The 26085-nt window shown below is 38.1% G+C and carries 22 protein-coding genes; all 22 read right to left on the bottom strand.

Going from position 1 to position 26085, the window contains the following annotated elements; genetic code table 11:
• Nucleotides 1-17: 17 nt before the first annotated feature.
• The 22 genes from AC3A54_RS13410 to sucC all read right to left on the bottom strand — a co-directional run bounded on the left by AC3A54_RS13410 (nucleotide 18) and on the right by sucC (nucleotide 25626).
• Nucleotides 18-320, bottom strand: coding sequence for a YlxQ family RNA-binding protein (locus AC3A54_RS13410; protein WP_487654804.1), 303 nt, complete (start codon nucleotides 318-320; stop codon nucleotides 18-20).
• Nucleotides 321-328: 8 nt separating this feature from the next.
• Complete coding sequence (gene rnpM / locus AC3A54_RS13405; RefSeq protein ID WP_308080169.1) at nucleotides 329-601, bottom strand: RNase P modulator RnpM; 273 nt, start codon at nucleotides 599-601, stop codon at nucleotides 329-331.
• Between the two features lie 17 nt (nucleotides 602-618).
• Complete coding sequence (nusA, locus tag AC3A54_RS13400; protein WP_335548090.1) at nucleotides 619-1743, bottom strand: transcription termination factor NusA; 1125 nt, start codon at nucleotides 1741-1743, stop codon at nucleotides 619-621.
• A 37-nt stretch (nucleotides 1744-1780) separates the two neighbouring features.
• Nucleotides 1781-2251, bottom strand: coding sequence for a ribosome maturation factor RimP (rimP, locus tag AC3A54_RS13395; RefSeq protein ID WP_335548088.1), 471 nt, complete (start codon nucleotides 2249-2251; stop codon nucleotides 1781-1783).
• A gap of 258 nt (nucleotides 2252-2509) precedes the next feature.
• Complete coding sequence (locus tag AC3A54_RS13390; RefSeq protein ID WP_487654803.1) at nucleotides 2510-6835, bottom strand: PolC-type DNA polymerase III; 4326 nt, start codon at nucleotides 6833-6835, stop codon at nucleotides 2510-2512.
• A gap of 167 nt (nucleotides 6836-7002) precedes the next feature.
• Entirely contained in the window at nucleotides 7003-8265 is a 1263-nt protein-coding gene (gene rseP / locus AC3A54_RS13385) for an RIP metalloprotease RseP (RefSeq protein WP_487654802.1), read from the bottom strand.
• A gap of 70 nt (nucleotides 8266-8335) precedes the next feature.
• The gene (gene dxr, locus AC3A54_RS13380) at nucleotides 8336-9478 is read right to left on the bottom strand and encodes a 1-deoxy-D-xylulose-5-phosphate reductoisomerase (protein WP_487654801.1); all 1143 of its coding nucleotides are present in this window, start codon (nucleotides 9476-9478) and stop codon (nucleotides 8336-8338) included.
• A gap of 33 nt (nucleotides 9479-9511) precedes the next feature.
• Entirely contained in the window at nucleotides 9512-10297 is a 786-nt protein-coding gene (locus AC3A54_RS13375; protein ID WP_335548079.1) for a phosphatidate cytidylyltransferase, read from the bottom strand.
• Between the two features lie 13 nt (nucleotides 10298-10310).
• Complete coding sequence (uppS, locus tag AC3A54_RS13370; RefSeq protein WP_335548077.1) at nucleotides 10311-11090, bottom strand: undecaprenyl pyrophosphate synthase; 780 nt, start codon at nucleotides 11088-11090, stop codon at nucleotides 10311-10313.
• Between the two features lie 233 nt (nucleotides 11091-11323).
• Entirely contained in the window at nucleotides 11324-11881 is a 558-nt protein-coding gene (frr, locus tag AC3A54_RS13365; RefSeq protein ID WP_308080177.1) for a ribosome recycling factor, read from the bottom strand.
• Nucleotides 11882-12607, bottom strand: coding sequence for a UMP kinase (gene pyrH, locus AC3A54_RS13360; RefSeq protein WP_308080178.1), 726 nt, complete (start codon nucleotides 12605-12607; stop codon nucleotides 11882-11884).
• Nucleotides 12608-12770: 163 nt separating this feature from the next.
• Entirely contained in the window at nucleotides 12771-13655 is an 885-nt protein-coding gene (tsf, locus tag AC3A54_RS13355; RefSeq protein ID WP_487654800.1) for a translation elongation factor Ts, read from the bottom strand.
• A gap of 180 nt (nucleotides 13656-13835) precedes the next feature.
• A complete protein-coding gene (gene rpsB / locus AC3A54_RS13350) occupies nucleotides 13836-14534 on the bottom strand; it encodes a 30S ribosomal protein S2 (RefSeq protein WP_308080180.1) in 699 nt (232 codons plus the stop codon).
• 192 nt (nucleotides 14535-14726) lie between these two features.
• Nucleotides 14727-15506 (bottom strand): GTP-sensing pleiotropic transcriptional regulator CodY, encoded by a 780-nt coding sequence (gene codY / locus AC3A54_RS13345; RefSeq protein WP_308080181.1) that lies wholly within the window; start codon nucleotides 15504-15506, stop codon nucleotides 14727-14729.
• Between the two features lie 113 nt (nucleotides 15507-15619).
• Nucleotides 15620-17029: an ATP-dependent protease ATPase subunit HslU gene (gene hslU / locus AC3A54_RS13340; protein WP_335548071.1), complete on the bottom strand. Its 1410-nt coding sequence runs from the start codon at nucleotides 17027-17029 to the stop codon at nucleotides 15620-15622.
• Nucleotides 17030-17047: 18 nt separating this feature from the next.
• A complete protein-coding gene (hslV, locus tag AC3A54_RS13335; protein WP_308080183.1) occupies nucleotides 17048-17590 on the bottom strand; it encodes an ATP-dependent protease subunit HslV in 543 nt (180 codons plus the stop codon).
• Nucleotides 17591-17682: 92 nt separating this feature from the next.
• Nucleotides 17683-18618, bottom strand: coding sequence for a tyrosine recombinase XerC (gene xerC / locus AC3A54_RS13330; protein WP_487654799.1), 936 nt, complete (start codon nucleotides 18616-18618; stop codon nucleotides 17683-17685).
• 25 nt (nucleotides 18619-18643) lie between these two features.
• Nucleotides 18644-19951, bottom strand: coding sequence for an FADH(2)-oxidizing methylenetetrahydrofolate--tRNA-(uracil(54)-C(5))-methyltransferase TrmFO (trmFO, locus tag AC3A54_RS13325; RefSeq protein ID WP_335548068.1), 1308 nt, complete (start codon nucleotides 19949-19951; stop codon nucleotides 18644-18646).
• Nucleotides 19952-20125: 174 nt separating this feature from the next.
• Nucleotides 20126-22219: a type I DNA topoisomerase gene (topA, locus tag AC3A54_RS13320; protein ID WP_487654798.1), complete on the bottom strand. Its 2094-nt coding sequence runs from the start codon at nucleotides 22217-22219 to the stop codon at nucleotides 20126-20128.
• Between the two features lie 334 nt (nucleotides 22220-22553).
• Nucleotides 22554-23441, bottom strand: coding sequence for a DNA-processing protein DprA (dprA, locus tag AC3A54_RS13315; protein WP_487654797.1), 888 nt, complete (start codon nucleotides 23439-23441; stop codon nucleotides 22554-22556).
• Between the two features lie 99 nt (nucleotides 23442-23540).
• Nucleotides 23541-24443, bottom strand: a complete 903-nt coding sequence (sucD, locus tag AC3A54_RS13310; RefSeq protein WP_308080189.1) for a succinate--CoA ligase subunit alpha — start codon at nucleotides 24441-24443, stop codon at nucleotides 23541-23543.
• Between the two features lie 22 nt (nucleotides 24444-24465).
• Nucleotides 24466-25626: an ADP-forming succinate--CoA ligase subunit beta gene (gene sucC, locus AC3A54_RS13305; protein ID WP_308080190.1), complete on the bottom strand. Its 1161-nt coding sequence runs from the start codon at nucleotides 25624-25626 to the stop codon at nucleotides 24466-24468.
• Between the last annotated feature and the right edge of the window lie 459 nt (nucleotides 25627-26085).

Below are 26085 nucleotides of genomic sequence, written 5' to 3'. Positions count from 1 at the left end.
TTTCACCCCCGCTAGATTTAATCGAGCAACGTTACCAGTTTTTTTGCAAATCCTACATCTAAAACAGCTACAACAACACGTGCTTCCTTGCCAATTGCTTGACCTAGAAGATGACGGTCTTCCACCATTTTCAACGGAACATGATAGGAATTACATTTATCTGTTATTTTTTTAGTCGTATTTGCAGATGCATCCGCGGCTAATAAAACGAGCTTTGCTTTACCGTTTCTAATTTCCTTTAAGGCAAGCTCTTCACCCGATATGATTTTACGCGCTCGATTGGCCAAGCCAAGCAATGACATCCATTGATTTTGTTTCATTTGGATTGTCAGTTCTCCTTCTCAATTAGCTCAAGTAGTTCTTCGTATATCGAATCATTTATAGAAACCTCTAAATGGTTAGCTAAAGTATTTTTCTTCTTGGCTAATAGGATAGCTTCTTTGTCTCTTGAAAGGTATGCACCTCTACCGGATTTTTTTCCAGTTAAATCAATGGTTACATCCCCTTCTTTTGAGCGAACGATGCGAACGAGTTCTTTTTTCGGCTTCATTTCACCGGTTGCCACACATTTGCGCATAGGAACTTTTTTTCTTGTGTTCACGATCATTCACCTCCTAATTAGTCCAAATCATCATCTTCATAATCAAAATCTGTATCCACTTGATCATCAAAAAGTCTAATTGTTTCTTCACGTGGGTAAATTCCAAGCTCACGTGCTTCAGTTTCAGCTTTGATATCAATTTTCCAGCCAGTTAATTTTGCTGCTAGTCGAGCATTTTGACCGCGTTTACCGATTGCTAATGAAAGCTGATAATCAGGTACAACAACTGTTGTAGCTTTTTCATTTTCGTTCACCATAACATCTAGCACTTTTGAAGGGCTTAAAGAATTAGCGACAAAAACAACTGGATCATCAGACCATTTAACGATATCAATTTTTTCACCTTTTAACTCATTAACTACCGCTTGCACCCTTGTTCCTTTTGGTCCAACACAAGAACCAACAGGATCAACCTCAGGATTATCAGAATGAACGGAAATTTTCGAGCGGTCTCCTGCTTCACGGGCAACAGATTTAATTTCAACTGTACCGTCGTAAATTTCAGGAACTTCAATTTCAAATAGACGTTTCAGTAACCCAGGATGAGTTCTAGAAACAAAAATTTGTGGACCCTTAGTAGTTTTTTCTACTTTAGTAATAAAAACTTTGATTCGATCATGCGGTTTGTAACGTTCATTTGGCATTTGCTCATTTAAAGGTAATAGCGCTTCTATTTTACCAAGACTGACATAAATAAATTTAGAATCAAGTCTTTGAACGATACCTGTCATGATGTCTTCTTCACGGTCAATAAATTCAGAATAAATAATACCTCTTTCAGCTTCTCTAACACGCTGAGTTACCACTTGTTTCGCTGTTTGTGCAGCGATTCTTCCGAAGTCTTTTGGAGTTACTTCCATTTCGACAACATCTTCTACCTGGTAATTAGGATTAATGTGTTGGGCATCTGCAAGAGAAATTTCAAGCCGTGGATCGAATACTTCATCAACCACTTCTTTTCTTGCAAAAACGCGCATAGAACCAGATTGTAAGTTCAAATCAATTCGGACATTTTGTGCCTGATTGAAATTACGACGGTAAGCTGATACCAATGCCGCCTCTATCGCATCAATTAGTATATCTCTGGAAATACCTTTCTCTCTTTCCAGTATTGTAAGAGCATCTAATAATTCGCTGCTCATTTGCTTGTATCCCCCTACTCATATTCAATTTTTTCATTTATGAAAAAACAACAGCCAGTCTTGCACTTGCTACTTTTTCATATGGAATGTCAATAGACTTTTTACGAGTTTTGATTTTCACTTCAATTTTTATGTGTTGGCCATCAAACTCAAGTAATTTCCCTTCAAAACCTTTTTCTCCATCAATCGGTTCATAAGTTTTAATAAAGACATTTTTACCAATAGCCTTTTCAAAATCTTTTTCTTTTTTCAATGGACGCTCTGCACCCGGAGAGGATACTTCAAGAAAGTAGTTATGGGGAATTGGATCCACTTCGTCGAGTTTTTCACTTAGTCGCTCACTAACTAGACCACAATCCTCAATATCAACTCCTGTGTCCTTATCGATATATACGCGAAGATACCAATTTTTGCCTTCCTTCACATATTCAATATCCACTAATTCTAAGCTAAGTTCTTGAAAAATTGGTGCAGCCAGCTCTTCTACAACTTCCGTTACTTTGCTCATGCTTTACCTCCTTTTCTAAAATATATCACCCATATTCTATGTAGTTCACGGTAAGTTTTATCAAATAACACTAAAAAACATTTGTAAACAAAACCAAGATGCGTACAACTGTTAAGTGTAAGCACCTCGATTACATAACGAAAGAGTGGGTTTCCCCACTCTTGAACACGAGAGTATTTCTTAGTATTTCCAATAAAACTATACCATAACCATTGTTTTTATGCAAACACAACGGAGGTTTATCAGGATTATCCCTATTTAGAACAAAGATAGCTGGTTTTGCTCAGGTAGTGCATTTAGACAACCTTGTTTGTCTAAATATTCAAGAATGGTCTTAGAAACCTTTCCTCGTTGTTGAAGGTCTTCTTTTGATAAGAACTCTCCATCTTGTCTTGCTTTTAGGATATTAAAAGCTGCATTAGTTCCTAACCCAGGAATCGAATTAAATGGTGGAATGAGTGTATTCCCTTCAATAATAAAATCTGATGCATCTGATTTATATAAATCATAATTTTGAAATGAAAATCCTCTTTCTGTCATTTCAAGCGCTAGCTCTAGAACAGTTAGGAGGTTTTTCTCTTTATTGGATGCTTCCAGTCCTTTTGCGTTGATTTCCTCGATTTTTGCCCGGATTGCTTCAGGCCCACGAGACATTGCTTCAATGTCAAAGTCTTCTGCACGAACCGTGAAATAAGCAGCATAGTAAAGAAGTGGCAGATGCACCTTAAAGTACGCAATCCGTACCGCCATTAATACATAGGCTGCCGCGTGTGCTTTTGGGAACATGTATTTGATCTTTTTACAAGAGTCAATGTACCATTCTGGTACTTCGTTTCTCCGCATTTCGGCTTCCATTTCTTCACTTAAGCCCTTACCTTTACGGACAGATTCCATAATTTTAAAAGCAAATGAAGGTTCTAGCCCCTGATAAATCAAGTAGACCATGATATCATCACGACAGCCAATTACTTCACTTAAATTACACGTTTGGTTGTGAATTAACTCCTGTGCATTCCCTAGCCATACGTCCGTTCCATGGGATAGTCCTGAAATCTGGACGAGTTCTGAAAATGTTGTTGGCTTTGTATCTTCTAGCATTTGTCGGACAAATCGAGTCCCAAACTCAGGAATCCCTAGCGTACCCGTTTTACACATAATTTGTTGTTCTGTTACACCCAACGATTCTGTTCCACTAAAGATTTTCATTACTTCAGGGTCATCCGTCGGAATGGTTTTAGGATCCATCCCACTTAGATCTTGCAGCATTCTGATAACAGTTGGATCATCGTGTCCGAGTATATCAAGCTTTAAGACATTATCATGGATGGAATGGAAATCAAAATGAGTTGTTTTCCATTCGGAATTTCTATCGTCCGCCGGGAATTGAATCGGTGTGAAATCATAAACATCCATATAATCAGGAATTACGATAATACCACCAGGATGCTGTCCTGTTGTTCTTTTCACACCTGTACAACCAGATGCGAGCCTCTCCACTTCTGCACCACGCAGTTGAAGGTTGTTATCCTGCTGATAGGCTTTTACATATCCAAATGCTGTTTTATCTGCAACCGTACCAATGGTTCCTGCACGATAGACATACTCCTCACCAAACAGAACCTTCGTATAGTTATGAGCACGTGGTTGATATTCTCCGGAGAAGTTCAAGTCGATATCGGGAACCTTGTCCCCTTTGAAGCCAAGGAAGGTTTCAAACGGAATATCGTGTCCATCCTTTTTGTATTTAGCGCCGCAATGTGGACAATCTTTATCTGGCAAATCAAATCCTGATCCAACTGAACCATCATTAAAGAATTCTGAATGCTTACAGGTTGGACAAACATAATGTGGCGGCAATGGGTTCACTTCCGTTATCTCAGTCATCGTGGCGACTAAGGAGGAACCAACTGATCCACGGGAACCAACTAGATAACCATCATCCAGTGATTTTTTTACTAGCTTATGTGAAATCAAGTAAATTACGGCGAATCCATGGCCGATAATACTTTTCAATTCTTTCTCTAATCTGGCTTCAACAATCTCTGGAAGATTGTCACCATATATTTTACGAGCCATTGAATAGCTCATTTCACGCATCTCTTCATCGGCACCTTCAATTTTTGGTGTATAGAGATCATCTTTAATCGGCTTTATGTTGTCAATCATATCGGCAATTTTATTCGTGTTAGTAACAACGATTTCCTTTGCCTTCTCTTTACCCAAAAAGGAAAAAGCATCGAGCATCTCATTGGTTGTTCTAAAGTGAACGTCAGGCAACTCATGACGGTTTAGCGGATTCGCTCCACCTTGTGAGTTAACTAAAATTTTACGGTAGATTTTATCGTTTTCATTGAGATAATGAACATTTCCCGTTGCCACAACAGGGATCCCTAACTTATCACCTAGTGTAACGATCTTGCCAATAATATCTTCCATTGATTTTTCATCACGAACCAATTCCATTTCGATCAATGGTGCATTTACTTCTTTTGGCATTACTTCGAGATAATCATAGAATCCCGCGAAAGCTTCGACTTCTTCCGGAGATTTTTGCATCATCCCTTCAAACACTTCACCTTTATTACAGCCAGAGCCAACAAGAATTCCTTCTCTATATTTTTGCAGAACCGATCGAGGAAGCCGCGGTACTCGATAAAAGTATTCTATATGTGCAATGGAAACGAGCTTAAATAGGTTCTTTAACCCCGCCTCGGTCTGTGCTAAAAGTGTGCAATGATATGGACGAGCACGTTGATAGGCATTCCCCTTACCCATGTTATTGTTAAATTCATCATGGTAGTGGATTCCCTTTTCTAGTGCATCCTTTAACATTTTTAATAATAAGTAGCCCGTTGCTTCTGCATCATAAATCGCGCGGTGATGCTGGGTTAATTCAATATCAAACTTTTTCGTCAAGGTATTTAATCGGTGGTTTTTCAGCTCAGGATAAAGAAAACGTCCAAGCTCAAGTGTATCGATAACAGGATTTTTGGCCTTTTCTAACCCTATTTGTTTATACCCTACATTTAGGAATCCCATATCAAAGGATGCATTGTGGGCGACAAGAACAGCATCCTCTACCCAGTCATGGAAATTTCGCAATACTTCTTCTACCTCAGGTGCATTTTGCACCATATCATCTGTTATTCCTGTTAAATTAATCGTTGTTGCTGAAAGTCGATGGTGCGGATTTGCAAATGACTCAAAACGGTCAATAATTTCTCCGTCCTTCACTTTTACAGCTGCTAATTCAATAATCGTATCATACACAGCTGAAAGTCCTGTTGTTTCTACGTCAAACACAACAAACGTATCCTCTAAAAGGAGACGATGTGCATCATTATAAGCAATCGGTACCCCGTCATCGACCAAATTGACTTCCACACCATATAGGATCTTGATATCGTTTTTCTTACCAGCACCATATGCTTCTGGGAAAGATTGAGCCACTGCATGATCGGTGACAGCAATTGCTTTATGTCCCCATTTCTTTGCTTGAGCAACTAAAGCACTTACAGGTGTGACAGCATCCATTGAACTCATAGGGGTATGCAGATGTAATTCTACCCGTTTCTCATCGTCCGGTGCAGTATCTTTCCGCCCAGCGGGTTTAAATTCATTTATATCATTTCCAATCATGACAAGGTCACGTACAAATGTATCGTTTTGAATGCTTCCACGAACCTTAACCCACATTCCCTTTTTCACACGCTGGAACAAGGCAGCATCTTCTTTATCTCGAGAAAACATTTTTACCATTAACGAACTTGTATAATCGGTAATCTTAAAGGTTAATAATGAACGCCCACTTCGTAATTCTCTTATTTCCGCATCAAAAATATAACCTTCAACAGCTACTCGTCGTTCTTCATCAACGATATCAATCATGCTGCGAAGATCATTATCATCCTTTATGGTTAGACCAATGGAAAGCGGTCCATCAGGCACATCTCCTGAAGCTTGGTCTCTTTCTGCATCACTCTTTTGCATTTCAACCATTGCCAGAAGGGCACGTTCCTGATCTTCTTTTTGTTTTGCCAGTAGAAATTTTTCGTATTCTTCATTTTTTTCTTCGACTTTTAAATCTGTTTCAATTGAAAACAGCGGAAAACCAAACGATTGCAAAATATCTCCAATTACTGAACCATATTTTCGTTTTAAGGCTAGACCCTCCGCCTCATTTCTTACCGTAATCGCTAATTTATTTCCGCTAACGATAGGCATTTGTTCATTTAAAAGTTTTAAGAGAGGGGGAGAAATTCCATCAATTTGTTGGATACAATGACTCCAATACTCTAGTAAAAGTTCGGGCGTACTGTTTGGATTTGACACTTTGATATCATAGGAAATAGTAGCAATATTGGAAAAGGTTCGTTCCAGCTGTGTGGTGAACCTCATATAGACATTAAAAGGAAGGATTTTTTCAAATAAGAATTGAAAATGCCACTTTCTCGCTTTCTTTTCGACCAATAGTCTTTCAATTTGCGCATTTGTAAAATGCACTACAACAGCATCCTCTATTAATTGCAGCTGCTGGAGCAAGAGTTGGAATCGCTCTTTATTGCCTAGGGCATGTTCGCTCATCGTTCTCTCTCCCATCTATATTAAAATCTCTCTGTCTCTTTTATTATTGAATAGTAATTATATCATATGATACATGATGATTCGTCGATTTTCGACAGAAAACTTCATCCATTTCGGGAAAAATGTATCCGAAAAAAATAAGGACCGCAATTCGCGATCCCAATTTTTTATTTCAAGAAAAATCTCTGTATGTCGTTCCATGTGACTACGAGCATTAACAGCATGAGGAGGGCGAATCCGATAAAATGAACCATTCCTTCTTTTTGTCGATCTATCGGTTTTCCTCTCACTGCTTCGACTGCAAAGAACATCAATCTTCCACCATCGAGTGCAGGAATTGGTAATAAATTCATAATCCCTAAGTTAATGCTTAAAATTCCAGCCCATTTCATTAAGTAATAAATTCCTGACTTAGCTACTTCAGCGGTGGAATTATATATTCCTACTGGACCTGAAAGGGCATCAATAGAGAATTGGCCTGTAATCAATTTGCCGAGCATAACAAAAATTTGCTTTGTCCAGAAATAAGTTTCAGTGAAACCAGACTTCACGGCTTGAACAGGTGATTTTTCCACAGGACTATAAACACCTATAATCCCCATTTTCTTGCCCTCAACGGTTTTTTCAAGAGGAGTTACTTGAATCTCCTTTTCATTTCCAGCACGAACAATTGAAAAATCAAGCTCTTCATTCGGATTCTTTCGAATGATTTCAACGACATCGGTCCAGCTAGAAATTTCCGAGCCATTGATACTCTGAACTATATCACCTTTTTTTAGACCAGCCATCTTGGCTGCCCCATCTGGAGTAATTTCACCCAATTTTGCCTCATTGGAAGGAACACCCTGAAGCAATGCAATAACAATAAATAGTATAAATGCGAGAACAAAGTTCATCATCGGACCAGCAAATATAGCCATAAACCTTTGACCTAATGTTTTTGAACCAAATTGGCGGTCAACCGGAGCGATTTGTGATTCGACTCCATTTTCTACAATTACTGCATTAGGAAGTACTTTAAAAGCGTGCAAGCTTTCATCTTCATCTTCCGGAAATCCCTTTATGACAAGCTCCTGCTCAATATCGGCATACTCGACCTCTACAATTCGGCAATTAGGGAATTTTTCTTTATTATTTAAAATAATTTTTGTCACATGATCCTGTTTATCAAACAAAAGACCAATACGATATCCAGGCTTAATTTCTACTACTTCAGGGTCTTCTCCAGCCATTCGAACAAAACCGCCTATTGGAAGAAGACGAATCGTATAAGTAGTCTCTCCTTTTTTATGGGAGAACACCTTTGGACCCATACCAATGGCAAATTCGCGACAGAGGATACCTGCCCTTTTTGCAAAAATAAAATGACCTAATTCATGAAAGAAGACAAGTGCACCAAAAATTACAATAAAGGCAATAACTGTACTCAAATTTTAAAACCACCTTTTTTAAGGATAGGGGGTGAATCACTTAACTTTGATTACTGTCAATCCGCTTTCCTTACAGAAGAGATTGTACATACTGTCTAGTTTCTTGATCTACCTCTTGTATTACGCTCAGGCTAGGATGTTGGATGGTTTGATGAGTGCTTAATGCCTTTTCAATTAAGTCTTCAATTTGCAGGAAACGAATCTTTCCTTCTAAAAAGGCCGCTACTGCAGCTTCATTAGCGGCATTTAAGACTGTTGGCATTGTTCCGCCTTCTTTACCAGCTATATAAGCAAAGTTCAGACAGCGAAATCTCTCAACATCCATTTCCTGAAAATGTAATCTCCCAATTTGAGCTAGATTCAAGCGATTTGCCGATGCTAGAGGCAAGCGGTCAGGATATGTGAGTGCATATTGAATAGGTACTCTCATATCTGGTGTTCCTAGCTGTGCAATAATACTTGAATCATGGAATTCCACCATTGAATGGATGATACTTTCCTTATGAAGGAGAACATCTATTCTTTCATAAGGAATATCAAACAGCCAGTGTGCCTCAATGACTTCCAACCCTTTATTCATCATGGTAGCAGAATCAATTGTAATTTTTGCTCCCATTGACCAATTCGGATGGTTTAATGCCTCTTGAACCGTCACATTTTCTAACTCATTTCTTGAACGGTCACGGAAACTGCCACCTGATGCAGTAAGAATCAATCTTTCAATATTTTTCGCCTTTTCCCCCTGGAGTGCTTGGAAAATTGCGGAGTGTTCACTGTCAACTGGAAGAAGTGTTACACTATTTCGTTTGGCTGCATCCATCACTAAATGCCCCGCCGTAACAAGAGTTTCTTTATTTGCAATTGCAATGGTTTTTCCACATTCAATCGCTTGTAATGTTGGATTTAAACCAACACTTCCCAGAACGGCATTCACTAGAATATCCGCCTTTTCATAAACTGCTGTTTCAATTAAGCCCTCAGGACCAAACGCAAACTTGACCTGTGGGAATTCTGTTTTTAATGTTATATAATCACTTTTGTTTTGTACAGAAACAAGCTCTGGCTGAAATTCACTTATCATTTTTCTTGCTAGTTCAATATTTTTTCCTATAGATAAGGCAGTTAGTTTAAATTCTGTTGGGTGCTCACGAATCACATCAAGGGTTTGAGTGCCTATCGACCCTGTAGCTCCCAATAAGCTAATTGTTTTCAATAATGTCAACTCCTAAAGATAAAACGCATGCGCCTAAGACCAAAGATGGAAAAAGTGCAATAACGGCCAAACAAATAGTAGGCTATCAAACCGGTCAAGAATACCGCCATGACCAGGTAATATATTTCCCGAGTCTTTCACATTAAAATGACGCTTAAATGCAGATTCAACCAAATCGCCTATTTGTCCAAAAACTGACAGGGCGACAGTTATTCCTATTAAAGAAGCATGTATATCAGTAAATAGAACAAACAGTACAGATACGATGACTGCACATAGTACACCGCCAATTGAGCCTTCAATCGTTTTGTTAGGGCTAATTTCAGGCCATAGCTTCCTCTTACCCAAAGATTTCCCTATAAAGTAGGCACCTGAATCAGTTGCCCATATCATAAATAAGGAATACAAAATAAAAACAAGGCCACCCTCTTGTCTAGTCTCAAAGAAGAAGTAAAAACCAATTCCTACATAGAGAGCAGAGAGTATAGAGAAGGATACATCCTCAAATGTAAACCGATTTTTCGTAATCACAGTATAGGTTAACAGTAAAAAAATTAACGCAATGCCTATTTCTGTTTTTGAGTAATAAAAGGATTGTATCACTTCGGAATATTCCTCTGGAAAGAGAAGAACCCAAAGAAATAAGACGGAAAGAAATCCATGAACAGAAAAAATCGTTAAATTCTTCATTTTTAACAGCTCGTATAAACCAATCGTCGCTAAAAAATAGGTTAATAATACAAGTGGAAACCCACCATAATAAACAATAGGCAAAAATAATGCCGCAGCAATGACTCCTGTAATAATTCTTTGCTTCATCTAATAGTTCACCTCATAATATTCCGCCAAACCTACGCTGTCTCTTTTGAAAGACTTCGATTGCCTCAAGTAAATGATTCTCACTAAAATCAGGCCATAAAACATCCGTGAACCAAAACTCCGAGTAGGCCAATTGCCAAAGCATAAAATTACTTAAACGAATTTCTCCACTCGTTCTAATTAATAGGTCCGGATCTTTAAATTCAGAGGTCATAAGGTAGGAAGAAAAAATATCTTCATTTAGATCGGTCTCATTCAGTATTCCATTTTTACTATCATTTAAGACCTGTTTGACTGCATCAATAATCTCAGCTCGGCTGCCATAGTTCAGCGCAAAGTTTAATACTAGTCCATTATTATCTTTCGTTTCTTCTATAGCTTTTTCAATTGCATGCAGTGTATGTACAGGAAGCTGATTTTTATATCCAATCATTTTCACTTGAACATTATTTTCAACAAGTTCCGGGAGAAACGTACCTAAAAATTCTTCTGGCAGACGCATGATATATTCTACTTCATTTTTAGGGCGTTTCCAGTTTTCAGTTGAAAATGCATATAATGTAAGTGCCTTAATTCCAAGTTTATTTGCCAGCATAGTAGTTTTACGAACCACTTTCATCCCTTCATGATGACCAGCAACACGTGGCAAGGCCCTCTTCTTAGCCCAGCGTCCATTACCATCCATGATAATTGCAACATGCTCAGGTATCGGTTGTTTTTTTAATTCTTCAATTTTATCTCGGAGTGTGGAAGAGTGTTCTTGCTTCTTCCCAAGCCTAAATTTATTAAACATAGCATTGCTCCTCAATTAATTAATCATTGCCTCCGATTGTTTATGTAAAGGGTAAACAAGGTTACATGCTTTTATCATACCAAAAAAGCAAGAAGATATCTCTAATAAATAACTTATGTAAAATAAAAGGAATTAAGAATAATGTTCAGAAAACATTCTCGGGTAATCTTATTAAATAAAAATACCCCTAAAATAGTGAAAAAACCCCCTAAATAGAGGGTCTTCACACTCAATTACACTTCTAGGATTTCTTTTTCTTTATCTTTCGTGATTTGATCGATTTTTTGAATGAATTCATCTGTAAGTTTTTGCATATCGTCGGAATAGCCGCGAAGCGCATCTTCAGTTATTTCTCCATTCTTTTCAAGCTTCTTCAAGTCATCGTTTCCATCACGACGGATGTTACGAATGGCAACTTTTGCTTCTTCTGATTCTTTTTTCACTACTTTTACAAGCTCTTTACGGCGCTCTTCAGTCAACTGTGGGATAGCAATACGAATAATTGACCCATCGTTTGATGGATTTAAACCTAAGTCAGATTTAAGGATTGCTTTTTCAATATCACCGAGAATAGATTTATCATAGGGTTGAATAACAAGTAGTCTAGCTTCTGGAGTAGAAATACCAGCCACTTGATTGACAGGTGTTGGCGCACCATAATAATCAACAGTAATGCGATCGAGCAAGGATGCACTTGCTCTCCCAGCACGGATACTAGCAAGCTCACGTGTATAAGATTGAATTGCTTTTGTCATACGATCCTTTGTACCAGCAATAACTTGTTTCGGCATTTAATTTTTCCCCCTAACAACAGTTCCTATTTTTTCACCCATAACGGCTTTTTTAATATTGCCTTGTTCCATAATTGAGAAAACGATAAGTGGAATATCATTATCCATACATAAAGAAGATGCAGTTGAATCCATTACTGCTAATCCTTCTTTTAATACATCTAGGAATGAAAGATCTTCATATTTAGTAGCATTTGCATCAATACGTGGATCTGCTGAGTACACACCATCCACATTATTTTTTGCCATTAAAATTACTTCAGCATCGATTTCTGCTGCTCTTAACGCTGCAGTAGTATCTGTTGAGAAATATGGGTTCCCTGTTCCTGCTGCAAAAATAACTACACGTTTCTTTTCTAAATGTCTAATTGCACGACGTCTAATGTATGGTTCTGCAACCTGACGCATTTCAATCGAGGTTTGAACCCGTGATTCTATTCCTAAGTTCTCCAAACTATCTTGAAGTGCCAAAGAATTCATCACTGTTGCAAGCATACCCATATAATCAGCATTAGCTCGATCCATACCCATTTCACTGCCGATTTTCCCACGCCAAATGTTACCGCCACCTACGACTACTGCTACCTCCACTCCAAGTTCAGCTATTTCTTTTACTTGGATGGCAATCGATTTGATTACAGAAGGTTTTATACCAAAGCTAGATTCACCAGCAAGTGCTTCTCCGCTCAATTTTAAAACTACGCGTTTGTACTTAGGACCGCTCATATAAACCTCCGTATGTAAATTTGAAAGCACTAGCGCTACATTTCAGCGCTTTGCTAAACAATATTTTTCTTGAAAAATAGGGAACACATCGTGTCCCCTATTCAAAAACTTATTTCAGTAACATTCCCTTAAAGCTTATGTTTTTAAACAAGAGAATATTTGACTATTGTTTATTTACTTGGTTCATAACTTCTTCAGCGAAGTTATCTTCACGCTTCTCGATACCTTCTCCAACTTCGTAACGAACGAATTCACGAAGAGTTGCACCCTTAGATTCAACAAATTGACGAACTTTTTGGTCAGGGTTTTTAACGAAAGTTTGGTCAAGTACACAAACATCTTCAAAGTACTTTCCAAGACGGCCTTCAACCATTTTCGCAACGATATTTTCAGGCTTACCTTCGTTAAGAGCTTGTTGAGTTAATACTTGACGCTCACGCTCAACTTCTTCTTGTGATACTTGGTCACGTGATACGTATTTTGGTTTTAATGCAGCGATGTGCATAGAAATATCTTTTGCAGAATCTGCATCAGTAGTACCTTCAAGAACTGTTAATACGCTGATACGTCCACCCATGTGTAGGTAAGCACCAAACGCATCGTTATCAGTTTTAGAAACTACTGCAAAGCGACGAAGAGAAAGTTTTTCACCAATTTTAGCGATTGAAGCATTGATGTGATCTGCTACAGTTGCACCGTTTTCCATTGTTTGAGCAGCTGCTTCTTCAACAGTTGCTGGTTTGTTTTTAAGAAGGTGTTCAGCAATTTCCTTAACAAGTGCTTGGAATGCTTCATTTTTTGCAACGAAGTCTGTTTCAGAGTTTACTTCAAGAATTACAGCCTCATTACCATCTACAACGATAGAAGTTAAACCTTCTGCAGCAATACGGTCAGCTTTGTTTGCAGCTTTTGCAATTCCTTTTTCACGTAAGAAATCAATTGCTTTTTCCATATCACCATCTGTTTCTGTTAACGCTTTTTTACAATCCATCATACCTGCGCCAGTTTTTTCACGAAGTTCTTTTACCATTTGAGCAGTAACTGCCATAATTAACTTCCTCCTTTAAATACTATGTACTATATTCATATCTTAGCCATTGTTAGCTAAGATAAACATTCTTTCACTACTGTACTTTTGTTAAGTACAAGAATAGCGGGTTTTCTTTAAAAAAAGGTGATAAAGGGTGCTCCCTCTTATCACCTTTTTATTGTTAAGCACTTAAATTAATTAAGCAGTAACTTCTTCACCTTGTTTAGCTTCTAGGATAGCATCAGCCATTTTACCAGTTAAAAGCTTAACCGCACGAATTGCATCGTCGTTTGCAGGAATGACAACGTCGATTTCGTCTGGATCACAGTTTGTATCAACAATACCTACGATAGGAATGTTTAATTTTTTAGCTTCAGCAACTGCGATACGCTCTTTACGAGGGTCGATGATGAATAGTGCATCAGGAAGTTGCTTCATATCTTTAATTCCGCCTAAGAACTTCTCAAGACGTTCTTGTTCTTTCTTTAATTGAACAACTTCTTTTTTAGGTAATACTTCGAAAGTGCCGTCTTCAGACATTCTTTCAATATCTTTTAAGCGGCCAATACGCTTTTGGATTGTTTCAAAGTTTGTTAGTGTACCACCTAACCAACGTTGGTTAACATAGTACATACCAGAACGAGCTGCTTCTTCTTTAACAGAATCTTGAGCTTGTTTCTTTGTACCAACAAAAAGGATAGTACCACCGTTACCAGCAAGGTCCTTAACCCAATTGTAAGCTTCTTCTACCTTCTTAACTGTCTTTTGAAGGTCGATGATGTAGATACCGTTACGCTCTGTGAAGATATATTTCTTCATTTTAGGGTTCCAACGGCGAGTTTGGTGTCCGAAGTGTACACCAGCTTCAAGCAATTGTTTCATTGAAATAACTGACATGTTTTGTTTCCTCCTAATGGTTTGATTTCCTCCGCTCCTATCATCTTTAAACAGAAACTGTAATCAACAGCACCATCTGTTTAAATCAACGAGCGTGTGTATTAACACCATGAAATAATATAGCACATGTATAAATAACAATCAAGTATACTTTTAAAAAAAAATCTCCAGGCGCACCTGGAGATTTACTTTTTAGTTAGATCTTAATTTATCAAGTTCTACAAGGAACTTATCATTTAAGACTTTGATATACGTACCTTTCATTCCAAGGGAACGAGATTCAATTACCCCTGCACTTTCAAGCTTTCTTAGAGCGTTTACGATAACAGAACGAGTAATACCAACGCGGTCAGCAATTTTTGATGCAACAAGCAAGCCTTCAGAACCATTAAGTTCTTCAAAAATATGTTCAATTGCTTCAAGTTCACTATACGATAATGAACTAATAGCCATTTGAACGACAGCTTTGCTTCTAGCCTCTTCTTCAATCTCTTCTGATTTTTCACGTAAAATCTCCATACCTACTACAGTCGCACCATATTCACCAAGGATTAGGTCATCATCATGGAACTTCTCTTGCAATCTTGCAAGGATTAATGTACCAAGACGTTCTCCCCCACCGATAATTGGAACGATTGTTGTTAAACCTTCACGGAATAAATCTCTATTTTCTACAGGGAAAGCTGTATATTGACTTTCAATATCCAAGTTTGAAGAAGTTTCTTGAATATTGAATAAGCCTTTTGTATACTCCTCAGGAAATTGACGATCTTCGAACATTTTCTTCATTCTCTCGTTTTCAATTTGTTGATAAATTGAAAATCCAAGAAGTTTTCCACGACGGCTTACAATGTAAACATTCGCTTCAATCGTTTCACTTAATGTCTCAGACATTTCCTTAAAGTTTACCGGTTTTCCTGCTGCTTTTTGTAATAATACGTTAATCCGTCTAGTTTTTGTAAGTAAATCCATCTGTTTCTTCCTCCTAATTGACTACAACCATTATAAAATTTTTAAATGTAACTATTTTGACGTAATAGGTATATAAAGAATGAGAATTTTGCCAATCGACAAACTAGACATTCCTATAGGATAAATTGACTTAAGTCTTTGTTTTTGGAGATTGCTCCAAGTTTCTCGTCTACATATTGTGGAGTGATGGTGATTTTGTCCATCGTGATATCTGGCGCTTCAAAAGATAAATCTTCTAAAAGCTTTTCTAAGATTGTATGAAGTCGTCTCGCACCAATATTGTCGGTATTTTGATTCACATCAAAGGCTACTTCTGCAATTCTACGAATAGCATCGTCAGAAAATTCAATTTGTATACCTTCTGTTTCCAATAAAGCTTGATATTGCTTAATTAAAGCATTATCAGGTTCGATTAAAATCCTAAAGAAGTCATCTACAGTAAGCTTTGTGAGTTCCACACGAATTGGAAAACGTCCTTGAAGTTCAGGAATTAAATCGGACGGCTTAGCCATGTGAAATGCCCCTGCAGCAATGAATAAAATATGGTCGGTTTTAATGGAACCATATTTGGTTACAACTGTAGAACCTTCAACCACTGGAAGAATATCTCGTTGAACCCCTTCTCTTGATACATCTGCTGAAGAACCACCTGAATTCTTGCTGGCAATTTTATCAATTTCATCAATGAAAATAATACCAGTCTGTTCAGCACGATAAATAGCTTCAGATGTTACTTCATCCATATCTATTAGCTTGGAGGCTTCTTCATTGGTTAAAACCTTCCTGGCTTCCCGAACAGTTAGTTTCCTTTTCTTGCGTTTTTTAGGCATAAAGCTGCTAAGTGCATCTTGCATATTCATACCCATTTGTTCAATGCCTGAACCTTGAAGCATATCAAACATTGAAGGCGCTTGTTCCTCAACTTCTACCGTAACCATTTCATCCTCTAATTGACCTAATGCCAATTTCTCTTTGACGATTTTCCGTTTTTCCTGAACGGAATAATCTTCTTGAGGTGCCTCCGGTTCAGAAGAGGAATTTCCTCCACCAAATAACATTTCAAGCGGGTTTTTATAGTTGGTTGATTTTTTTGCTGAAGGAACGAGTAAATCAACCAGCCTGCTGTTAGCATTTTCCTCGGCACGCTCTTTCACACTTTGCATTCGATCTTCTTTAACTAAACGAACAGACGTTTCAGCCAAATCTCTTACCATTGATTCAACGTCACGGCCAACATAACCAACTTCAGTGAATTTAGTCGCTTCAACCTTAATAAACGGTGCACCAACAAGCTTTGCAATCCTCCGGGCAATCTCTGTTTTCCCAACACCCGTAGGTCCGATCATTAAAATATTTTTAGGAATGACCTCATCCCGAATCTTGTCATTCAATAAACCTCTTCTATAGCGGTTTCTAAGGGCGACAGCAACTGCTTTCTTAGCATCTTTCTGTCCAATAATATATTGATCAAGTCTTTCGACGATTTGGCGAGGGGTTAAATTATTGGTATTAGTTTTTCCCATTCTTCAGTCTCCTTTCCGTTATAGCTCTTCAACAATAATATTGTGGTTCGTATACACACATATTTCCGCAGCTATTTCTAAAGAAGCTTTCGCTATTTCTTTCGCCGTCAAATGATCACCAGCATATTTTTTCAGGGAACGACCTGCCGCAAGTGCATAATTCCCACCTGAACCAATCGCAAGTATGCCATCGTCTGGTTCGATGACTTCACCGGTACCGGATACTAATAATAAATTTTCCCGGTCCATAACAATCAGCATGGCTTCAAGTTTTCTAAGAATTTTGTCACTTCTCCACTCTTTAGCCAGTTCAACTGACGCTCTTTGTAGGTTGCCGTTATATTCCTCTAATTTGCCTTCAAATAACTCAAACAAGGTGAAAGCATCAGCAACAGACCCAGCAAAACCGGCTAACACTCTACCATTAAATATCTTTCTAACTTTTTTTGCAGTGTGCTTCATCACTACTGCATTACCAAACGTAACTTGACCATCACCTGACATAGAGCACTGACCATTATGGTGAACAGCAAAAATCGTTGTTGCATGAAATTGGTTCATTTAATTGACCTCCTATAGGAGTATTTTCCGTTTACAGACAAAGAGTAAATTGTAAGTAACCATTAAAAATCCATATGAAAAATATTATACATTTATGCCCTTGGATGATGGGCCATATACGTTTTCCTTAAGTGATCATTGGTTACATGTGTATACACCTGGGTGGAAGATAAATAAGCATGCCCTAACAATTCTTGGACTGAACGTAGATCTGCACCATTATTGAGTAAGTGGGTGGCAAAGGAATGCCGCAGCTTATGTGGATGAATACTTGAATCCAAAGCAGATTTTTCAATCATTCGATTCAATATTTTTCTCGTACCCCTAGTTGTTAATGGACCGCCACGGTTATTAACAAATAAAGTCTCAATGGATTGCTTATCGGCTATTAGCTTTTTCCTGCCATCGTTTATGTATAAATCTAATGCAGCTTTTGCTTGGCTTCCGAAAGGTACATAACGTTCTTTGTTCCCTTTTCCATGAATCAGTATTGTTAAAAGGTAAAAATCAAGATCTTTTAAGCTGATTTGACAGCACTCACTTACTCGTATCCCTGTCCCATATAAAAGTTCAAGTAGTGCTTTGTTCCGTTGACCCAAGGGTGTATTAGTTTCACATGAATCAAATAGCAGTGTAAGTTCATTTTCATAAAAGAATTGCGGTAACCGTTTTTCAAGCTTTGGTATTGTTAGAAGCAAAAATGGATTACTTTCTACATACTTTTCCCGAAGCAAAAATTTATAGAAACTTCTTAATGCAGATATTTTTTTGGCAACCGTTTTTCTTGCAAGTTTTTTTTCAAATAATCTGGTAAGATAGAGTCTTGCATCATGATATTGCACCATTTCGACTTGATTTACGGCTTGCTCAGCCATGAACACAAAGAAATCACTGATATCATGTTGATAATGTTCAATTGTATATTTTGAGTAATTACGTTCCATTTGTAAATACTCCAGAAATAACTTTAAGAAAACATTCACATTTGTCACAAAATTCACCTCACAAGGGCTACTAAATCGTAACATACTTCTAAAGCCCTTGCAATAAATTTTACAAAACTTTCACAAAGTTCTGAATTGTGTCTAGTGCTCGATTTGCATGCTCTAAATTTCTTTCCTGTTTACCCTTAATTTTAACTGGGAGTTCAGGGAATAAGCCAAAATTAGCATTCATAGGCTGGAAGTTTTTTGCATTAGCGGTAGTAATATAACGAGCCATACTCCCTATAGCTGTTTCAGCTGGAAATTCAACGGTTTCCATCCCCTGAACTAACCTTGCAGCATTAATCCCAGCAATCAGACCACTTGCTGCAGATTCCACATAACCTTCCACACCAGTCATTTGGCCAGCAAAAAATAAATCTTCTCTATTCCGGAATTGATAAGTTGCCTTAAGTACTTTTGGAGAGTTTATAAAGGTGTTGCGATGCATAACACCATAACGGATAATTTCAGCATTTTCAAGACCCGGTATTAACTGAATTACCTCTTTTTGTGCTCCCCACTTTAAATGTGTCTGAAAACCGACAATATTAAACAATGTTCCGGCTGCATCATCTTGACGAAGCTGTACGACTGCAAATGGTCTTTTCCCTGTTTTTGGATCTTCTAATCCAACTGGCTTTAATGGACCGAACAGCATTGTCTTTTTTCCTCTTGAACCCATTACTTCAATTGGCATACAACCTTCAAAGAAGATTTCCTTTTCAAATTCCTTTAACGGAACTGTTTCCGCAGAAATAAGTGCTTCATAAAAGCGATTAAACTCTTCTTCCGTCATAGGACAATTAAGATAGGCTGCTTCACCCTTATCATAGCGTGACTTCAAGTAAACCTTGTCCATGTCAATGCTTTCTTTTTCAAGAATAGGCGCTGCTGCATCATAAAAATAAAGATATTCCTCACCAGTAAGGTTCTTTAATTCTGCAGAGAGGTCTGCACTCGTTAGAGGACCAGTAGCAATAACCGTTGGACCTTCAGGGATTTTGGTTACCTCTTCATTTACTACCGTTACATTTTCATGATTCTTGACTAACTCCGTTACCTTAGCAGCAAATTCATGGCGATCAACCGCTAAAGCTCCACCAGCTGGAACGGAACAAGCATCTGCTGCTGCCATGATGACAGAATCCAGCTTTCGCATTTCTTCTTTAAGCACACCTACTGCATTGGTTAATGTATTTGCTCGCAGTGAATTACTACAAACCAATTCAGCAAATTTATCTGTATGGTGGGCAGGAGTCTGTTTCACAGGACGCATTTCGTAAAGACGGACCTTTACACCACGTTTAGCTATTTGCCATGCTGCTTCACTTCCTGCTAAGCCAGCACCGACAACATTTATTGTTACATCCTTCATCAATATACCTCCTGATGTACTTCCTATTACATTTATACCCAATTTTTAAAGAGAAATAGCATATACAATTAGCTTTCCCTCATTTAAGTCCATCTTGCATTGTACTATACGAATTAAAAACAAAAAAGTTTTTTATTTCACAAATAAAAAAAAGAGCGGAGATTTCCCACCCTTTTAACTCTGTTGCTCTTCCTTATAGTCACATTCCGTACATTGTACCTGTACACCTTTTTTCAATTTCTTTTCTACCAGCAAGCCCTCACATTTTGGACAAGGTCTTGGTAGCGGCTTATCCCAAGAGATGAATTCACATTCTGGGTATTTGGTACAACCGTAAAAAAGTCTCTTTTTCTTACTCTTTCGTTCAACAACCTGACCTTCCTTACAACTAGGACAAGTCATACCAATTTCTTTTACTATTGGCTTGGTGTTTCGACAATCTGGAAAATTACTGCATGCCATAAATTTTCCATAGCGTCCCATTTTATACACCATTGGACTTCCACAGTTTTCACAGTCTTCGCCTGCAGGCTCATCTTTGATTTCTACAGACTGCATCTCTTTTTCGGCTATTTTTAAATGCGTTTCAAAGTCTTGGTAAAACTCATCAATTATTTGAACCCAACGAACCTTACCATCTTCTATATTATCTAAGCCTTTTTCCATCTTAGCAGTAAATTCCACATTTAATATATCTGGGAAAAACTCGACCATTAACTCATGAACAATTTCACCAAGTTCCGTTGGCACAAATCGCTTATTGTCCAAGGCAACATAGCCGCGCTTTTGAATCGTATCAAGAGTTGGTGCATAGGTAGACGGGCGGCCAATACCCCGTTCTTCTAGCGTTTTCACCAATCTCGCCTCGGTGTATCTTGGTGGTGGCTGTGTGAAATGCTGCTTAGGTTCGATGTCTTTTTTAATGACCTCATCTCCTTCTTTTAAATCCGGTAGCATTCTATCTGGGCCATCTACCTGATCGTCCGATCCTTCTACATACACCTTCATGAAACCAGGAAACTTGATCTTCGATCCAGTTGCACGGAATATCACATTTCCATTTTGCAAATCTACACTCATCGTATCCATTACACCTTGTGCCATTTGGCTTGCTAAGAAGCGCTCCCAAATTAATTTATAGAGGCGGAATTGATCTCGAGAAAGAAATTCCTTCATGCTGTTCGGATCCCTTAATGTACTTGTCGGACGTATAGCTTCGTGGGCATCTTGAGCATTCGACTGCTTTTTCTCTTTTCTTTGTTCTTCTTTTAAAAAGCTTTCACCGAACTCCGCTTTTATATAAGTAGCGGCTTCTGTTTGAGCTACTTCGGAAATTCTTGTTGAATCTGTTCTCATATAGGTAATGAGTCCAACTGTTCCTTCTTTCCCAAGCTCAATACCTTCATACAGCTGCTGTGCAAGCATCATGGTTTTCTTCGCACGAAAATTAAGTTTCCTCGCTGCTTCTTGTTGTAAGGAAGAAGTAATGAAAGGTGGTGCCGGATTTCTTCTTCTTTCCTTTTTAGTGACTGAGACAACTTTAAACTTATTATCATCTAATTGCTTCAATACCGCTTGAACATCCTGCTCTGAGGCTAGCCCCGTTTTTTCTCTTCCAACAAGGGAATTTCCAACAAGAGAATGAAATGACGCACTAAAATGGTCTTTACCCTTTAAAAATTCTCCTTCAATTGTCCAATATTCCTCAGGAGTAAACGCTTTAATTTCATTTTCCCTATCAATAATCAGGCGGACTGCAACTGATTGAACACGTCCTGCACTCAATCCTTTTTTTACTTTCTTCCATAAAAGTGGACTGATATTGTAGCCTACAAGCCGGTCTAAAACCCTTCGTGCCTGCTGTGCATCAACGAGGTCCATATTAATCGGACGTGGATGTTTAAAAGATTCCTTGATTGCTTCTTTTGTAATTTCATTAAAAACCACCCGACAATCTGAATGAATATCTACATCCAGACTGTGAGCCAAATGCCAAGCAATTGCTTCCCCTTCGCGATCGGGGTCGGCTGCGAGAAAGACTTTTTTCACTTTTTTGGCTGCTGTTTTTAATTCTTTCAATACAGGACCCTTGCCTCGGATGGTAATATACTTAGGTTCAAATCCATTCTCTGGGCCGACTCCCATTTGGCTTCTCGGTAAGTCTCTCACATGTCCCATTGATGCTTTTACTTTATATTTATTTCCTAAATAACGTTCAATCGTTTTCGCTTTTGCAGGTGATTCTACAATTACTAGAAAGTCTGCCATCCAATATCCTCCTTAAGAGGGAAAGTGTGAAAGCGCCTTGAAAATGGCATATGCCTGTTTCTACAGTGCTTACTATTTGAGAAGTTTTCCTAAATTCGAGTAAAAACTAGAACCGGAGAAAATACTTTACAAAACTGCCCTATCCCAATAATGATCAATTTATAAGTTAATTTTAATAGTATTTTATGTTTAGCCATTTTTTCGAACTTCTGTTGGAAAATGTATAACATATTAGAAATTATTGCAACCTTTTTTAGCTAATTTCTCCATTTAATCGAAAAAAACCTGCAAAAACGCTACTTTTATTCCCAATATTCCCTTTTAACCTAGAGTTTTATCTTATTTCCTCTAAAATATCCCCTGCACATGTCACAAGTTTTGCCCCTTGTTGAATTAGCTCGTTAGCCCCTGCAGAACATGGATTATAAATACTGCCAGGCAATGAAAATACATCTCTACCTTCATTTACGGCATAATTCGCTGTGATGAGTGATCCGCTTTTTCTTTTTGCTTCTATAATAAAGGTACCTCTAGATAGACCGCTAATAATTCGATTTCGAAATGGAAAATGCCATCGAAGTGGTTTTGTATCTGGGGGATATTCTGAGACAATCAACTGTGTTTTCATCATCTCTAAAGCTAGGTTCATATTTTCTTTAGGGTATATATGATAGATGCCCCCAGCAATAACAGCTATTGTTTTCCCTCCATTTTTTATAGCAAATTCATGTGCTAATGCATCAATTCCTTTTGCTAAGCCACTTACAATAAGTACGCCATTTTCAATAAGTTGGGGGAAGATAGATTTAATTGCATTTCTACCATATTGAGTAGCCTGACGCGAACCCACTACTGCAAGTTTAGGTTCATGATTTAATAAGGACACATCACCTTTAGCAAATAGTGCCCATGGAGGCTGATAAATTTCTTTTAAATAATGTGGATATTCTTTATCAAAAATAGTGATAACGGCAATCTCATTGGTTTCGTATTGGCGGATTTGGTCATGAATGACTTCGAATGGAAGTGGAAGAATGGTTGATTTAGGAGCGGAATCTTCGCGGGTAAGGGATGGAATATTGAAGCTTTGCTGTGTTGAGTAAGTTGGTATTCGAGTGAGGGTGTTTAGGGTGGGATCTTTTTTTAAGATTTGTAAAATTGTATTCCACGAGAGATTTGGATAGTGAAGCAAATGAATCAATTTCTCTTTAAAGTCGTCCATTTAATACATACCTCCAATAAATTTTTTATTAAAAGAAGAAATAGTCCCTCATGAGTGAGAGACTATTTCTGTTTAATCTGATGATGTGAAGATTAGTTTTTAATGGGTCTTACACTTTTCGTATAAGCCTTGTTCTTTTAATACTTCGATTAGAGTTTCGCCCATTACGGATGGTGTGTCAGCTACTTTAATGCCACATTCGTTCATAACACGGATTTTTTCGTCAGCTGTACCTTTTCCACCTGAAATAATCGCACCAGCATGGCCCATACGCTTTCCAGGAGGTGCAGTACGTCCGCCAATGAAGCCAACCACAGGTTTTGTCATGTTAGCCTTAACCCATTCAGCCGCTTCTTCTTCTGCCGTACCACCGATTTCACCAATCATAATTACTGCATATGTTTCAGAATCTTCATTAAATGCCTTTAATACATCGATGAAGTCTGTTCCGTTTACAGGGTCGCCACCAATACCCACAGCAGTTGTTTGACCGATTCCTGCTTGCGTTAATTGATGAACAGCCTCGTAAGTTAATGTTCCAGAACGTGAAACAACCCCTACATGTCCTTTAGTATGAATGTAACCAGGCATGATACCAATTTTACATTCATCAGGAGTGATAACACCCGGACAGTTTGGACCTACTAAGCGGGTCTTTTTGCCTTCCATATAACGTTTTACTTTTACCATATCCAAAACCGGAATATGTTCCGTAATACAAATAGCAAGATCTAAATCAGCATCAACTGCTTCGATAATCGCATCGGCTGCAAATGGTGCTGGTACGTAAATAACAGATGCAGTAGCCCCTGTAGCATCAACAGCATCTTTAACTGTGTTAAAAACAGGCACGCCTTCTACTTCCATTCCGCCTTTTCCTGGAGATGTACCACCGACAATCTGTGTACCATATTCAAGCATTTGTTTTGTATGAAAAAGGGCCGTTGAACCAGTAATCCCTTGAACAATAACTTTTGTATCTTTATTAATAAAAACGCTCACGTTAATTCCCCTTTCTTTAATCCTATTTCACTAATGAAACGATTTTTTGTGCGCCATCAGCCATGGATTCAGCAGCAATAATTTCTACGCTTGACTCAGCTAAGATTTTCTTACCTAATTCAACATTTGTTCCTTCTAAGCGAACAACAAGTGGAACACTTAGCCCAACCTGCTTAGCTGCTTCTACTACACCCTCAGCAATAACATCACACTTCATGATTCCACCAAAGATATTGACGAAAATACCTTTTACGTTTGGATCAGAAAGGATAATTTTGAATGCTTCTGTAACCTTTTCAGCTGTCGCGCCGCCCCCAACATCAAGGAAGTTAGCAGGATCGCCGCTGTAATGTTTAATGATATCCATCGTGGACATTGCAAGTCCGGCACCGTTAACCATACAGCCGATGTTACCATCTAATGCAACATAGCTTAAATCGTATTTAGATGCTTCGATTTCCTTTGCATCTTCTTCTTCAAGATCACGGTACTCTAAAATGTCTTTCTGACGATATAAGGCATTTGAATCAAAGTTTAATTTAGCATCAAGTGCCATTACTTTACCATCACCTGTAACAACTAGCGGGTTAATTTCTGCAATTGAGCAATCTTTATCGATGTACGCAGTGTATAAAGCTGTCATAAATTTAACAGCCTGATTAATTAATTCTTTTGGAATATTAATATTGAATGCAATTCGACGTGCCTGGTAAGGCTGTAAGCCGACCACTGGATCAATTTCTTCTTTAAAAATTTTCTCTGGAGTCTTTTCAGCAACCTCTTCAATTTCCGTTCCGCCCTCTTCAGAAGCCATTAAAACAACACGTGAAGTAGCACGGTCTAAAACTAGTCCAACATAATATTCTTTTTTGATATCACAGCCTTCTTCAATAAGCAGGCGTTTCACTTCTTTACCTTCTGGACCTGTTTGGTGTGTTACCAAAGTTTTACCGAGGATTTCGCTTGCATATGTACGAACCTCATCAAGGTTTTTCGCAACTTTAACACCGCCAGCTTTCCCCCGTCCGCCAGCATGAATTTGTGCTTTAACTACACAAACCTGTGTGCCTAATTCTTTTGCAGCTTCCACAGCTTCTTCAACAGTGAATGCCACTTTACCGTTTGGAACCGCAACCCCGTACTTTCTGAGGATCTCTTTCCCTTGATACTCATGGATATTCATTTCCCATCCTCCTATATCATACTCTTCTAAAAATTGACTCCGTTTTCATTTTATATAATGACACATACCTTGTCCACCATTAAGCAAAAAATTATATTCATTTTAAAAAATTCTGAAAAATATTTAAATATCTCTAGTAAACATTAAGAAATTTCAATAGTAAATGTTTCCATATTTATTTTTTAAAATAATAAAATACAGCTATGTGTTTCTTAATGCTAATCGTATTCGAATTGGGCTGGATTTGGACAATTTTGAGGTTCTCATTGGCAATCCTGTCCAAACTTACTTCAGGTTCTGACAGTGTACCCTTTAAAATAATTCATGTTGTCCGAAGTTGCCTTGCCTTCTGACAGTGTTTCTGTTTTTCTGCTTACTCTGTCCGAAGTTGCCTCGCCTTCTGACAATGTTTCTGTTTTTTCCACTTACTCTGTCCGAAGTTGCCTTATCTTCTGACAG

The organism is Neobacillus sp. Soil_C_43, from assembly GCF_057656715.1.
This window is presented reverse-complemented; position numbering and strand designations above follow the sequence as displayed.

Excerpts from the sequence above, each read along its gene's own strand:
- hslV (WP_308080183.1), bottom strand. The coding sequence starts at position 17,590 with ATGAACCAATTTCATGCAACAACGATTTTTGCTGTTCACCATAATGGT.
- pyrH (WP_308080178.1), bottom strand. The coding sequence starts at position 12,607 with ATGAGCGGTCCTAAGTACAAACGCGTAGTTTTAAAATTGAGCGGAGAA.
- AC3A54_RS13375 (WP_335548079.1), bottom strand. The coding sequence starts at position 10,297 with ATGAAGCAAAGAATTATTACAGGAGTCATTGCTGCGGCATTATTTTTG.
- AC3A54_RS13390 (WP_487654803.1), bottom strand. The coding sequence starts at position 6,835 with ATGAGCGAACATGCCCTAGGCAATAAAGAGCGATTCCAACTCTTGCTC.
- dprA (WP_487654797.1), bottom strand. The coding sequence starts at position 23,441 with ATGGACGACTTTAAAGAGAAATTGATTCATTTGCTTCACTATCCAAAT.
- xerC (WP_487654799.1), bottom strand. The coding sequence starts at position 18,618 with ATGTTACGATTTAGTAGCCCTTGTGAGGTGAATTTTGTGACAAATGTG.
- rpsB (WP_308080180.1), bottom strand. The coding sequence starts at position 14,534 with ATGTCAGTTATTTCAATGAAACAATTGCTTGAAGCTGGTGTACACTTC.
- frr (WP_308080177.1), bottom strand. The coding sequence starts at position 11,881 with ATGCCGAAACAAGTTATTGCTGGTACAAAGGATCGTATGACAAAAGCA.
- AC3A54_RS13410 (WP_487654804.1), bottom strand. The coding sequence starts at position 320 with ATGAAACAAAATCAATGGATGTCATTGCTTGGCTTGGCCAATCGAGCG.
- sucC (WP_308080190.1), bottom strand. The coding sequence starts at position 25,626 with ATGAATATCCATGAGTATCAAGGGAAAGAGATCCTCAGAAAGTACGGG.
- codY (WP_308080181.1), bottom strand. The coding sequence starts at position 15,506 with ATGGATTTACTTACAAAAACTAGACGGATTAACGTATTATTACAAAAA.
- trmFO (WP_335548068.1), bottom strand. The coding sequence starts at position 19,951 with ATGAAGGATGTAACAATAAATGTTGTCGGTGCTGGCTTAGCAGGAAGT.
- topA (WP_487654798.1), bottom strand. The coding sequence starts at position 22,219 with ATGGCAGACTTTCTAGTAATTGTAGAATCACCTGCAAAAGCGAAAACG.
- tsf (WP_487654800.1), bottom strand. The coding sequence starts at position 13,655 with ATGGCAGTTACTGCTCAAATGGTAAAAGAACTTCGTGAAAAAACTGGC.
- hslU (WP_335548071.1), bottom strand. The coding sequence starts at position 17,029 with ATGGGAAAAACTAATACCAATAATTTAACCCCTCGCCAAATCGTCGAA.
- uppS (WP_335548077.1), bottom strand. The coding sequence starts at position 11,090 with ATGTTTAATAAATTTAGGCTTGGGAAGAAGCAAGAACACTCTTCCACA.
- nusA (WP_335548090.1), bottom strand. The coding sequence starts at position 1,743 with ATGAGCAGCGAATTATTAGATGCTCTTACAATACTGGAAAGAGAGAAA.
- rimP (WP_335548088.1), bottom strand. The coding sequence starts at position 2,251 with ATGAGCAAAGTAACGGAAGTTGTAGAAGAGCTGGCTGCACCAATTTTT.